Origin of the sequence: Planococcus shenhongbingii (assembly GCF_030413635.1) — a bacterium.
Lineage (GTDB): Bacteria > Bacillota > Bacilli > Bacillales_A > Planococcaceae > Planococcus > Planococcus shenhongbingii.
Map to the genome: position 1 here is coordinate 2,556,482 of NZ_CP129235.1, position 12,884 is coordinate 2,569,365.

Below are 12,884 nucleotides of genomic sequence, written 5' to 3' on the forward strand. Positions count from 1 at the left end.
TCACACCTCGTTGATGCTCGGAATTCCGAACATTTTTTCAGGCTTCATTTTATCCACACGCTCCGGATGTCTTTTATATAATGCCAACGGCTGCCCGTTTACAGCAAATACTAGGAATTCCTGTGTTTCCATCAGAGGGTGCCGGTCTAGGACCTGGCCGTTTTTGATGGCAAAAATATCTTTTTTATCAACCTCGACAAATGGGAAATTGCTCAATCCGTAGCTTAGCGGTTTTAAAATAGAGCCGATATCTTCATTTTGAGCAAGTTCCGCCACTTCAGCAAGTGTTACGCAGTCTTTTGTTGCAAATTTTCCGGATTCGGTGCGCGTCAATTTGGACATATGGGCAGGGTATCCAAGAGCTTCTCCAATTTGAACGGCTAAAGTCCGGATATATGTGCCTTTTCCACATTTAATGCGGATAGAGAATTTCAATTCTTTTCCGATCCATTCCGATTGGCCGTCAAGCAATTCTATGGAGTCAATCCGGACGACTCGTTGCGGGCGTTCCACTTGGATGCCTTGTCGAGCATATTCGTACAGCTTCTTGCCATTAACTTTTACAGCTGAATACATCGGTGGAGTCTGCATAATTTCACCCGTTAAATCTTCAAGCGCTTTTAATAAGTCACTTCTTCCCAAGTATTTTTCCGTGTCATCCACATCGACAGTTGCGCCGCTGGCATCTTCTGTTTCCGTTGAATAACCGAGCGTTACTTCAGCCTCGTAGGTTTTCCCTTGATCTGTAATATATTCAGCCACTTTTGTCGCTGTCCCGATGCAAATCGGCAGTACACCATCAACATCCGGATCTAAGGTGCCCGTGTGTCCAACTTTTTTGGTTTTCAGGATTTTCCTCAATTTAAACACACAATCATGAGAAGTCATGCCTCTCTCTTTCCATAAAGGCAGAACGCCATTCATTGCCACTTGGTTCAGCTCCTTGCTTATTATGTATGTAAAGAAAAACTCCAACCGACAGAGTTCTTCCCTCGCTGTTTGTAAGTTGGTCTTATCAAGATTTTACAGCCATATAAGGCCGCCTCTTAAAGAAACGGAAACCTTAACGACCGTTAAAGTATGAAAAAAATAGCCTGCTAATAATTAGCAGGCTCCAGTTTTATCATACTTTAAACGCTGATTGGTCCACTTTTGCCTCCCAAAAAAGATGCGGGGCGAAGTTTTCCTTACTGGTCTTCTTTCGGTTCTTTTATGTCACGGAGCAATGAATCAATTCGATTTCCATATGCTATGGATGAATCAAATTCAAATGACAACTCCGGCGTTTTACGCAAGCGGATCCGCTGTCCGATTTCAGAACGGATAAATCCTTTTGACTTCGATAAGCCGAGCAAAGTTTGTTCCTTCGCTTTATCATCACCCAGCACGCTAATATAAACAGTTGCCTGTTGAAGATCTCCAGTTACCTCTACATCCGTCACTGTCACGAATCCGATTCTAGGATCTTTCAGCTTGCGGCTGATAATTTCGCTAAGTTCTTTTTTCATCTGCTCGCCTACACGATTTGAGCGCATCGTCATTGTTTATTCACCTCGTTCTTACAAATATTCTTGCTGAACTTCAAGGCATTCCCAGGCGGGGTTGCTTTCCAAATACTGCAATACTTGCGCCATTTCTTTATCCACCATCTCTTTTGAGGAAGAAACAGTAACAAAGGCGATGCGGGTGCGTTGCCATACATTTTGGTGATCAATTTCCGCGGCTGAAACGTTGAACTTCTGTTTTGTGCGGGTCAGCATGCTTTTTAATACTGCCCGCTTTTCTTTTAATGAATGCGAAACTGGTATGAAGAATTCACATTCCATGTACAAAATCATTTGCGTTCGATTTCTTCCATTACGAATGCTTCAATGATGTCCATTTCTTTAACATCGTTGAAGTTTTTGATGGTGATTCCGCATTCGTATCCTTTTGCTACTTCTTTTGCATCGTCTTTAAAACGTTTCAGCGTATCAATTTCGCCTTCGAAAACAACTATGCCTTCACGAATTACTCGGACACCGCTATCTCGGGTAATTTTACCGTCGATTACATAGCTTCCCGCAATTGTTCCAACTTTAGATACTTTAAACGTACTGCGGACTTCAGCTTGTCCAATAATTTTTTCTTCGAATTCAGGATCCAGTAATCCTTTCATTGCGAATTCAATTTCTTCAATTACTTTGTAAATGATGCGGTGCAAACGGATATCAACACCTTCTGCTTCAGCAGCACGTTTCGCATTAACATCCGGACGCACGTTGAATCCGATGACAATCGCATTAGATGCAGCAGCAAGTGAAATATCTGATTCTGTAATAGCGCCAGCACCCGTATGAATGATTTTCACATTCACACCTTCAACATCGATTTTCATCAATGAGGCAGCCATTGCTTCAACTGCACCTTGAACGTCAGCTTTAACAATCAGGTTTAGTTCTTTCATTTCCCCTTGTTTCAACTGGTCAAACAAGTTATCAAGAGTGACACGTGTTTTTTCAGAGCGCTGTACTTGAAGTGCAGATGTTGCCCGAGTTTCACCGACTTGACGGGCTGTTTTCTCGTCTTCAAATACTACAAAACGGTCCCCGGCTTGCGGCACATCATTTAACCCTGTGATTTCCACTGGAGTAGATGGGCCTGCATCTTTCACCCGTCGTCCAAGGTCGTTAACCATTGCCCGGACTCGGCCGAATGTATTACCGACAACAATTGGATCACCGACATTCAAAGTGCCATCTTGCACTAATAGAGTGGCTACCGAACCGCGGCCTTTATCAAGCTCAGCTTCGATAACAGTTCCGATTGCACGGCGTGCTGGATTTGCTTTCAATTCTCCAACTTCAGATACAAGCAAGATCATTTCTAACAACGAATCGATGCCTTCTCCTTTTAAAGCTGAGATTGGAACAAAAATAGTTTCGCCGCCCCATGCTTCCGGTACAAGTCCATGTTCTGTCAGTTCTTGCATCACCCGGTCAGGATTAGCACTTGGCTTATCCATTTTATTGACTGCAATAATGATTGGCACTTCAGCAGCTTTTGCATGATTGATCGCTTCCACAGTCTGAGGCATAACGCCGTCATCAGCTGCTACAACAATAATGGCCAAATCTGTTACTTTCGCTCCTCGTGCACGCATTGTTGTAAATGCGGCGTGTCCTGGAGTATCAAGGAACGTAATTTTTTTGCCGCCCTCATCAACTTGATAAGCGCCGATATGCTGAGTGATACCGCCAGCTTCGCCTGCAGTCACTTTTGTGTTTCGGATAGAATCCAGCAATGTTGTTTTACCATGGTCAACGTGTCCCATGATTGTAACAACCGGTGGACGTTCTTCTAGAAGAGCTTCATCTTCCGGTTCGAAGTAAACTTCAAGATCCGATTTATCAACCAGAACTTCTTCTTCTACTTCTACCTCGTATTCAGCACAAATCAATTCAATAGCGTCTTTATCCAATTCTTGGTTAATGGTAGCCATTACCCCAAGCATGAATAATTTTTTGATGATTTCAGATGGCTCGCGGCCTAATTTTTTTGCTAATTCCGCTACCGTCAACGACTCAGTGAACGTGATTTTAGCCGGCAGCTCTTTTTCTTTTCTAGGCATTGGCGGCAATGGATTTACCGGTTGCTGCTGTCTGCCTTTGCGGTTGCGGTTTTGGCCTCCGCGGCCTCCAGCGCCGCCTGGACGGTTGTTGCGCTGTCCTGGACCTGCAGTCGGTTTTGCAGCTTTCGGTGTGAAGTTCGATCCTTTAGCTGCTGCTGGACGGTTCTGCCCTTGGCCACTGCTTTGTGGACGGGATTGCCCTTGGCTGCTTTGTGGACGAGCTTGCCCCTGTCCGCTGCTTTGCGGGCGGGACTGCCCTTGTCCAGAAGGACGGTTCTGTGCTTGATGCTGTTGGCGCGCTTGTGTTTGCACACGCTGACCTGATGCAGATTTCTTATAAATGCCATCCAATTTTGAAACAGCATTGTCCTCCAAAGTTGCCATATGGTTAGCCACTTCAATATTCAGCTTTGATAACTGGTCAATAATCTCTTTACTTGGCTTGTCTACTTTTTTAGCGTATTCATGTACTCGAATTTTGGTCATCTGCTCACCCCCGGTTAATTTCTTCAAGCAAACTCGCTAGTTTTTTTGCAAACCCCTGATCGGTGATTGCTACTACTACACGCTCTGCTTTGCCTATTGCATGTCCAAGTTCAAAACGCGTTCCGAATACTTGGAGATCAACATTATACGAATTGCATTTGTCATGCACTTTCTTGCTAGTGTTTGCTGATGCGTCTTCTGACAATATGACCAATTTTGCATTGCCATTGCGCACTTCTGCCACTGCCATTCCTTCTCCGGAGGTCGTCATCCGGGCTCGGGTAGCCAATCCTAAAATTTGCAGGAATTTCTCTTTGGTCTGTAATTGCTCAGTGTCCATTATTTCTTCAACTGCTCTCTTAGGACTACGCGAATTAATTCGCTGTAAATTTCATCTGGAACTTTAACTTCCAGCTGATTGTCCAAAACTTTCTTTTTGCGCGCTAATGCTATCGCATCTTCCGATTTAGAGACATATGCACCGCGTCCTGATTTTTTGCCCGTCAAGTCGACAAATACTTCGCCTTCTTTTGTCCGGACCACTCGGATCATTTCTTTTTTAGGATGCATCTCGCCTGTAGCTACACACTTCCGCAATGGGATTTTCTTTTGCAGAGCCAACCGACATCACCTTTTCTACGTTATTCTTTTTCCTCATAAAAATCAAAATCGTCAAGTTCTTCACCGGATTCAACCAGTTCAATTGATGCATTTTCATTCGGATAAATGCCAAGTTCCCGGGCATCGGTCTCACTCTTGATATCGATTTTCCAGCCGGTTAATTTAGCAGCCAGACGTGCATTCTGTCCGCGTTTCCCAATCGCAAGTGACAATTGATAATCCGGAACAACGACAGTTGTTGATTTGTCTGCTTCATTTACTTGAACATCCAGAACTTTAGATGGGGAAAGTGCGTTTGCGACAAACACCACTGGTTCTTCTGACCATTCAACAATATCGATTTTTTCTCCGCTCAATTCATTTACAATTGTTTGGACACGGGCACCTTTCGCGCCTACACATGATCCAACTGGATCAATATCATCACGATGAGCGACTACAGAGATTTTAGAGCGGTCTCCCGCTTCACGTGCAATCGACTTGATTTCGACGATTCCTTCATAAATTTCCGGAACTTCGTTTTCAAACAGACGACGCAGCAACCCTGGGTGGGTACGCGATACAAAAACCTGCGGCCCGCGAGTCGTGCGTTCTACTTTAGTGATGTATACCTTGATGCGGTCGTGCGGCTGGTAAGATTCATTTGGCATTTGTTCGGTCTGTGGAAGAACCGCTTCCACTTTTCCAAGGCCGACGTATAGATTGCGGGCATCCATGCGTTCAACAATGCCATTGACAATATCGTCAGCACGGTCCACGAATTCCTCAAAGATCAATCCGCGTTCAGCTTCGCGTACACGCTGAGTTACCACTTGTTTAGCTGTCTGAGCAGCAATACGCCCGAAATTCCGTGGAGTCACTTCTTCTTCAACGATATCGCCAAGTTCATAAGCGGGATTGATCACTTTTGCATCTTCCAATGAAATATGCAGGCGGTCATCTTCCACTTCTTCCACAACGTCTTTACGGGAATACACAAGCATTGTTCCCGTGTTCAAGTTTAAATCCACCCGAACATTCTGCGCTTGGTTGAAATTGCGCTTATAGGCTGTAACCAGCGCAGCTTCAATGGCTTCTATCAGTACATCTCTCGAAATTCCTTTTTGCTTTTCTAAAGCATCTAATGCATCCAAAAACTCATTGCCCATTATTTATTCACTCCCATGTTCTTCAATCAGGTTTTACAGAAAAATCAATGGCGAGCCGGATAACTGCAATTTTGTCCCGGGCAATAACGATTGTTTTTCTGCGTGTTTTGATTTTAACTTCAATTTCTACTTCTTCATCATTGTAAGACATCAAATAACCTTCGAATTCTTTTGCATTTTCAACAGGTTCATAAGTCTTAATATAGATGTACTTTCCGCGCGCATTTTCGAAATCTTTTTCTTTTTTCAATGGGCGTTCTGCACCAGGTGAAGAAACTTCAAGGAAATAGTTCTGCTCAATCGGATCAAGTTTATCCAGGATTTCGCTTAACTTTTCACTGACAAGCGCACATTGATCAATGTCTATCGGCGCTGTCGGATTATCTACATAAACACGTAAAAACCAGCTGCGTCCTTCTTTTAAAAATTCTACATCCACAAGTTCCAAATGCAGTTCTTCTGTGATGGGCAATGCGATTTGTTCAATCTGTTCTGTAATTTTGCTCATATATGCCTCCCGCCGATTTATTCCATAACAACAGAAAAGAGCGGGAGAACCCACTCTTCTGCGACAGAGCTATCAGTAAATGTTATTACAATAATACCATATTTCCTATTGCTGTGCAACTTACTAGAACAACGACAGTTGATTGGCATCCGGCATGCCCTCTAAGCATCCGTGGTCATCCATGTATTCAATAATGGTCTTGGAAACACGTCCGCGCTGCTGCAAGTCTTCTTTCGATAAGAATGTTCCATGCTCACGGGCTGCAACGATTGATTTCGCTGCGTTTGTGCCCAATCCCGGAATTGCATTAAATGGAGGAATCAACGTCTTGCCTTCAATGATAAATTGGTCAGCGGACGATTTGTACAAGTCGACTTTCTGGAACGAATAGCCTCGTTCAACCATTTCAAGCGCCAATTCCATGACTGTCAATAAGTTCTTTTCCTTGGTTGATGCTTCAAGCCCTTTTGCGTTGATTTCATCGATTTTGGCACGGATCGAATGAGATCCTTTGGCCATTGCGTTGACATCGAAATCTTCTGCACGGACGGTAAAGTACGCTGCGTAATAAAGAATCGGGAAATGCACTTTGAAATAAGCAATGCGTACTGCCATTAATACATAAGCGGCAGCGTGGGCTTTCGGGAACATGTACTTGATCTTTTTACATGATTCGATATACCAATTCGGCACGCCTTCTTTTTTCATCGCTTCTTCCATTTCCGGCGTCAGCCCTTTACCTTTCCGTACCGACTCCATAATTTTAAATGCCAGTGAAGACTCCAATCCCTGATAAATCAAATAAACCATGATATCATCCCGACAGCCGATTACGTCTGACAGCTGGCATGTGCCATTTTGAATCAGTTCCTGGGCATTGCTGAGCCATACGTCTGTCCCATGGGAAAGTCCTGAAATCTGGACAAGCTCGGAAAATGTTGTCGGTTTTGTTTCTTCAAGCATCTGGCGGACAAAGCGCGTTCCGAATTCCGGGATGCCGTATGTTCCGGTTTTACAACCGATTTGCTTCTCGGTAACACCCAAAGATTCCACCCCTGAGAAAATCTTCATCACTTCAGGGTCGTCTGTCGGAATCGTTTTTGGATCGATGCCTGATAAATCCTGCAGCATCCGGATAACGGTTGGATCATCATGTCCAAGAATATCCAGTTTCAAGAGGTTATCATGAATCGAATGGAAATCGAAATGAGTCGTTTTCCATTCGGAATCCTGGGCATCTGCTGGGAATTGGATAGGTGAGAAATCATAAATGTCCATATAATCCGGCACAACGATAATTCCGCCCGGGTGCTGGCCGGTGCTCCGTTTAACTCCGGAACAGCCTTGCACCAAGCGGTCTATTTCAGCACCGCGGAGCGTCATGTCTCTGTCATTGGCATAGCCGCGGACGTAGCCATAGGCCGTTTTTTCCGCTACCGTTCCGATCGTCCCAGCACGGAAGACATTGTCTTCCCCGAATAATTCTTTTGTATAGTTGTGGGCTCTTGCCTGGTAATCCCCACTGAAGTTCAAGTCGATATCGGGAACTTTATCTCCTTTAAATCCAAGGAATGTCTCAAAGGGAATATCTTGGCCTTCTTTTTGGAAAGGGATATCGCAATCCGGGCAATTTTTATCCGGCAAGTCAAATCCTGAACCGACAGACCCGTCATCAAAAAACTCGGATTTTTTGCATTTCGAACAAATATAATGCGGCGGCAGCGGATTGACTTCTGTAATCTCCGTCAATGTCGCAACCAATGAAGAACCGACAGAACCTCGGGAGCCTACCAGATAACCGTCATCCAACGATTTTTTAACCAGCTTATGCGATATCAAATAAATAACTGCGAAGCCGTGTCCAATAATCGATTTCAGTTCTTTTTCAATGCGCGCCTCCACAATTTCAGGCAGCGGAGACCCATAGATTTCGTGGGCCATATTATAGCTGAGCTCCCGTACTTCTTCATCCGCACCTTCAATTTTCGGTGTATAGAGATCGTCTTTGATCGGTTTTACCGTTTCAATCATATCGGCGATTTTATTGGAGTTTTCAACCACTATTTCACGGGCAGTATCTTCTCCTAAAAATTCAAAGGCATTGAGCATTTCATTGGTCGTTCTAAAATGCACTTTAGGCAGTTTGTGGCGATTCAATGGGTTAGCGCCGCCTTGAGAGCCAATGAGAACCTGGCGGAAAATCGCATCATTTTCGTCCAAATAATGGACATTCCCTGTCGCTACCAATGGAATTTCAAGCTTCCGGCTGACTTTCACCAGTTTGCGGATCACATCTTCCAAGTTCCACTCATCGCGAATCAGTTCCCGTTCAATCAAATGAGAATAAACTTCTTTTGGATGGACTTCCAGATAATCATAAAATCTCGCTGTCTGTTCGACTTCCTCCATTGATTTTTGCATCACCGCTTCAAATACTTCACCTTTATCGCATCCGGAACCGACCAGCAAGCCTTTCCGGTGACGCTGTAACAAAGAACGCGGAATTCGCGGGACACGGTAGAAATAATCAATATGTGAGGCAGACACAAGCTTGAACAGGTTTTTCAAGCCTTCATCGTTTTGAGCCAGCAGCGTGCAATGGGTCGGACGCGAGCGTTTATACGCGTCACCTGCACCGACATAGTCATTCAACTGGTCATGATACAAAATTCCTTTTTGATGAGCTTCTTTTAATAAATGTGTCATTAAATATGAAGTTGCTTCCGTGTCATAGATGGCCCGGTGATGCTGGGTCAATTCAATGCCGAATTTTTTCGCCAATGTATTCAACCGGTGGTTTTTCAATTCCGGATGAAGCATCCGGGCAAGTTCGAGCGTATCGATGGTCGCGTGTTTCTTTTCAATGCCGAATTTTTTATATGCCACATATAAAAAGCCCATATCAAATGATGCATTATGGGCAACCATAATATGGTCGCCGGCCCATTCATGGTAGTTGCGGATGACCTCTTCCACTTCAGGCGCATTTTTTACCATGTCGTCCGTAATCCCAGTCAAGTCAATCGTCGTTGCCGACAGCGCATGATGGGGATTAGCAAAACTCTCAAACTTATCAATGATCTGGCCGCCTTTAATTTTCACAGCGGCAAGTTCGATGATGGTATCGTAGACAGCAGAGAGACCAGTCGTCTCCAAGTCGAATACCACAAATGTCTCTTCTTCCAATAAGGCATGCCGCTCTTCATAAGCAATCGGCACTCCATCGTCCACTAAATTCGCTTCTAAGCCGAATATCGCTTTAATGCCATATTTTTTACTGGCAGCATAGGCATCCGGAAAAGATTGCACACCGGCATGGTCCGTAATAGCAATTGCAGGATGACCCCATTTTGCTGCTTGAGCGACCAGTGAATCGACCGAAGAGACTGCGTCCATCGCACTCATCGGTGTGTGCAAATGGAGTTCTGACCTTTTTTGATCGGCAGTATCTTGCCGAAGCTGCGGATTGATTTCTACCATATCCTGGGCCATCATCACTAAATCACGGACAAAGGTATCTGTCTGAATGGAACCGCGGGCTTTTAGCCACATCCCTTTTTTGACATTGCCCATATGTTCCGCATCTTCTTTGTCTCGTGAGAACATCTTCACTAGTATCGAATCCGTGTAATCGGTCATTTTAACGGTCAACAATGAACGTCCGCTGCGCAATTCACGAACTTCCACATCAAATACGAATCCTTCGATCGTCACCCTGCGCTCTTCATCGACAATCGATTTGATTTCCGAAATTTTTTCATCCGGTTTAATTGCAATCCCCATTTGGAAAGGACCGGACGGCACGCCATTTTCTTTGCGGTCTGTTTCTCTTTTCTTCATATCCGCTAATGCTTTTTTCGCCATTTCCTCTTCTTCGATCTGACGCTGTTCCAAAAATTCTTGGTGGGCCGCTTCTTGGTCCCCTTCAGTCAATTGGAAATCGATGGCGATGCGCGGAAATCCAAACTGCTGGTAGACTTCTGCAATCTTATCGCTGTACTTCGACTTTAATGCCATCATTTCATGTTCATGGCTGCAGCACAGCATTAATTTTTGGCCATTCCAATCCGGCACTTGCGATTGCAATTGCTGACGCAAAGGCGGAGCCATATCCGAGAATTCTTCCACTACATAACGCCAGTAGTCCATGACTAACTGTCCTTCAGCTTTTGAAGACTCGCTTTCTATAGCAATTTGCACCGAGGCGATAGATGAGAAGGTTATATTTAGACGTTCTTTTAATTGAAGATATAGTTGCAGAGGCAGAATTTGTTTTACTTTGATCAGAAAACGCCAAGTCCGCTCTTTTTTATGGACTGTCATCCGTGTCAGTTCCGCCTCTTCAAAAAAAGGCATATGCACATCGTCCGTTAAGTCCAGATGCTGAAGAAGAAGCTTGAATCGCATCTTTGAATCCTGCTGGTTTGTCATAACTATCCCCTTCGTAACAGATTTATTGATAAGAATAAAGAAAGGAAAGTACAGTTGTACTTTCCTTTCATCATATCAGATTTGTCGATTATTTATTAAAGAATTGCTGTAATCGGTCCAGTAATTCTTCTCGTTTCCACTCAAAAGTTTCTCCTGTGCGGCGATATTTCACTTCCAAAATTCCTTCAGAAGCTTTTTTACCAACCGTAATGCGAACAGGTATGCCAATCAAATCAGCATCTGCAAATTTTACTCCTGCCCGTTCAATGCGATTATCCAAAAGAACTTCATATCGGTACGATTTCAATAATTCATACAAATCCTCACCCAATTCACGTTGTGTTTCGTCCTTCATGTTGACAGGCAAAATGTGTACATCGTAAGGGGCAATGATATCCGGCCAAGTAAAGCCGTTGTCATCTTGGAACTGTTCAGCAACAGCAGCCATGACGCGCGAAACTCCGATGCCGTAGCAGCCCATGATATAAGGCATCGCTCTGCCCTGGTCGTTCAGGAACGTCGCTTTCATCGGTTCGCTGTAAGTTGTGCCAAGTTTGAAGATATGGCCAACTTCGATTCCTTTAGCAAATTGGATAATGCCTTCGCCATCGGGTGATGGGTCGCCTTCTTGGACAAAGCGCAAATCCGCATATGCTTCGACTGAAAAATCTTTTTCAGGGTTGACATTGATGAAGTGGTATCCATCTTCGTTCGCGCCTGTCACTCCATTGACAATCGATTTTACCGCGTTGTCTGCATATACTTTAATTGATGAAGGCAGATTCACTGGTCCTAAAGAGCCGATTTCACAGCCCAATAATTCCTGGACTTCTCCAGGCTCTGCAAGGTCGACAATGGTGGCACCAGTTGCATGCTTCACTTTGACATCATTAATTTCATGGTCTCCGCGTGATAAGACAATCACTAAATCGTCATCTGCTTTAAACACCAATGTCTTAATGCATTGTTCCGGAGTAGTATCAAGGAATGCTGCTACTTCCGCAATGGTCTTCTGGTCCGGAGTTGATACTTTCTCCATATCTTTCAATGCTTCATCAGACTTCGGATATTCTGCCTTCACTGCAGCCATTTCAATATTGGCAGCATAGGAAGACGTATCTGAATAGGCAATGGTGTCTTCCCCGATCTCAGACAGCACCATGAATTCATGGTTATCTTTTCCGCCAATTGCTCCTGAATCCGCAATAACTGCGCGGAAATTTAAGCCAAGGCGCGTGAAGATATTTGTATAGGCCTGCATCATCTCATTATATGTGTCATCCAAACTTTCTTTTGTTGCATGGAATGAATAGGCATCTTTCATCAAAAATTCTCGGCCGCGGAGCAAACCGAAACGCGGACGCTTCTCATCCCGGAACTTTGATTGGATCTGGAACAAATTCAACGGCAACTTTTTATATGATTTGATTTCATCGCGAAGCAAGCTTGTAATGACTTCTTCGTGCGTTGCACCAAGAGCGAATTCACGGTCATTGCGGTCTGTCAGTCTCATCAATTCGTCGCCGTATGAATACCACCGGCCCGTTTCCTGCCACAATTCCGCTTGCTGCAATGCCGGAAGGAAAACTTCAACGCTGTTCGCCGCTTCCATTTCCTCGCGGATAACCGTTTCCACTTTTTGCAGAACCCGTTTTCCGAGTGGCAAAAATGAATAAATGCCGCTTGTGTTTTGGCGGATAAATCCAGCCCGCAGCAAAAGCTGATGCGACTTAACATCCGCATCAGCCGGTGTTTCTCTTAATGTAGGGATAAAAGTTGCTGATTGTCTCATTCCAAAATGCACCTCAACTGACTATTTAATTTTTTCTTTTAAACTTTTTTTGATATTCCGCAAAACAGCTACGCTTGCCGCGGGCGAGCGCCAAGCCTCCTCAGTCGCTTCGCTCCTTGCGGGGTCTCGGCTGTCTCGCTTTCCCGCAGGCGTCTCCGCTGTTTTGCTCCATATCTTTTAATTAATTAAAACAATATAAAAGTGTAATTTATTTGCATACTCTGTAATAGATTGATGGATTGTAGTGAAAGGCGGCGACTCCAGCGGGAGCAGCGAAGCGACATGAGC

At 44.4% G+C, this 12,884-nt stretch carries 10 protein-coding genes; all 10 read right to left on the reverse strand.

The genetic code is table 11. The features are described 5' to 3' along the window. Positions 1-924: a tRNA pseudouridine(55) synthase TruB gene (gene truB, locus QWY16_RS12670; protein WP_300993434.1), complete on the reverse strand. Its 924-nt coding sequence runs from the start codon at positions 922-924 to the stop codon at positions 1-3. Between the two features lie 263 nt (positions 925-1,187). Beyond that, a complete protein-coding gene (gene rbfA / locus QWY16_RS12675) occupies positions 1,188-1,541 on the reverse strand; it encodes a 30S ribosome-binding factor RbfA (protein WP_300989586.1) in 354 nt (117 codons plus the stop codon). A gap of 18 nt (positions 1,542-1,559) precedes the next feature. Then, positions 1,560-1,838, reverse strand: coding sequence for a DUF503 domain-containing protein (locus QWY16_RS12680; RefSeq protein WP_300989587.1), 279 nt, complete (start codon positions 1,836-1,838; stop codon positions 1,560-1,562). Beyond that, positions 1,835-4,096: a translation initiation factor IF-2 gene (gene infB, locus QWY16_RS12685; RefSeq protein ID WP_300989588.1), complete on the reverse strand. Its 2,262-nt coding sequence runs from the start codon at positions 4,094-4,096 to the stop codon at positions 1,835-1,837. Before infB ends, QWY16_RS12680 begins: the two co-directional genes overlap by 4 nt. A 4-nt stretch (positions 4,097-4,100) precedes the next feature. Next, entirely contained in the window at positions 4,101-4,436 is a 336-nt protein-coding gene (locus QWY16_RS12690; protein WP_300989589.1) for a YlxQ family RNA-binding protein, read from the reverse strand. Then, the gene (gene rnpM / locus QWY16_RS12695) at positions 4,436-4,717 is read right to left on the reverse strand and encodes an RNase P modulator RnpM (protein WP_300989590.1); all 282 of its coding nucleotides are present in this window, start codon (positions 4,715-4,717) and stop codon (positions 4,436-4,438) included. The genes QWY16_RS12690 and rnpM overlap by 1 nt, the downstream gene beginning before the upstream one ends. 20 nt (positions 4,718-4,737) lie before the next feature. Continuing rightward, entirely contained in the window at positions 4,738-5,865 is a 1,128-nt protein-coding gene (gene nusA, locus QWY16_RS12700) for a transcription termination factor NusA (protein WP_300989591.1), read from the reverse strand. 22 nt (positions 5,866-5,887) lie between these two features. Then, complete coding sequence (rimP, locus tag QWY16_RS12705; protein ID WP_300989592.1) at positions 5,888-6,373, reverse strand: ribosome maturation factor RimP; 486 nt, start codon at positions 6,371-6,373, stop codon at positions 5,888-5,890. A 123-nt stretch (positions 6,374-6,496) separates the two neighbouring features. Beyond that, on the reverse strand, positions 6,497-10,804 hold the full coding sequence (locus QWY16_RS12710) for a PolC-type DNA polymerase III (RefSeq protein ID WP_300989593.1): 4,308 nt from the start codon (positions 10,802-10,804) through the stop codon (positions 6,497-6,499). An 88-nt stretch (positions 10,805-10,892) separates the two neighbouring features. Next, complete coding sequence (locus QWY16_RS12715; protein WP_300989594.1) at positions 10,893-12,596, reverse strand: proline--tRNA ligase; 1,704 nt, start codon at positions 12,594-12,596, stop codon at positions 10,893-10,895. Between the last annotated feature and the right edge of the window lie 288 nt (positions 12,597-12,884).

Coding starts and splice junctions, on each gene's coding strand:
- truB (WP_300993434.1), bottom strand. CDS start 924: ATGAATGGCGTTCTGCCTTTATGGAAAGAGAGAGGCATGACTTCTCAT.
- rbfA (WP_300989586.1), bottom strand. CDS start 1,541: ATGACGATGCGCTCAAATCGTGTAGGCGAGCAGATGAAAAAAGAACTT.
- QWY16_RS12680 (WP_300989587.1), bottom strand. CDS start 1,838: ATGATTTTGTACATGGAATGTGAATTCTTCATACCAGTTTCGCATTCA.
- infB (WP_300989588.1), bottom strand. CDS start 4,096: ATGACCAAAATTCGAGTACATGAATACGCTAAAAAAGTAGACAAGCCA.
- QWY16_RS12690 (WP_300989589.1), bottom strand. CDS start 4,436: ATGGACACTGAGCAATTACAGACCAAAGAGAAATTCCTGCAAATTTTA.
- nusA (WP_300989591.1), bottom strand. CDS start 5,865: ATGGGCAATGAGTTTTTGGATGCATTAGATGCTTTAGAAAAGCAAAAA.
- rimP (WP_300989592.1), bottom strand. CDS start 6,373: ATGAGCAAAATTACAGAACAGATTGAACAAATCGCATTGCCCATCACA.
- QWY16_RS12710 (WP_300989593.1), bottom strand. CDS start 10,804: ATGACAAACCAGCAGGATTCAAAGATGCGATTCAAGCTTCTTCTTCAG.
- QWY16_RS12715 (WP_300989594.1), bottom strand. CDS start 12,596: ATGAGACAATCAGCAACTTTTATCCCTACATTAAGAGAAACACCGGCT.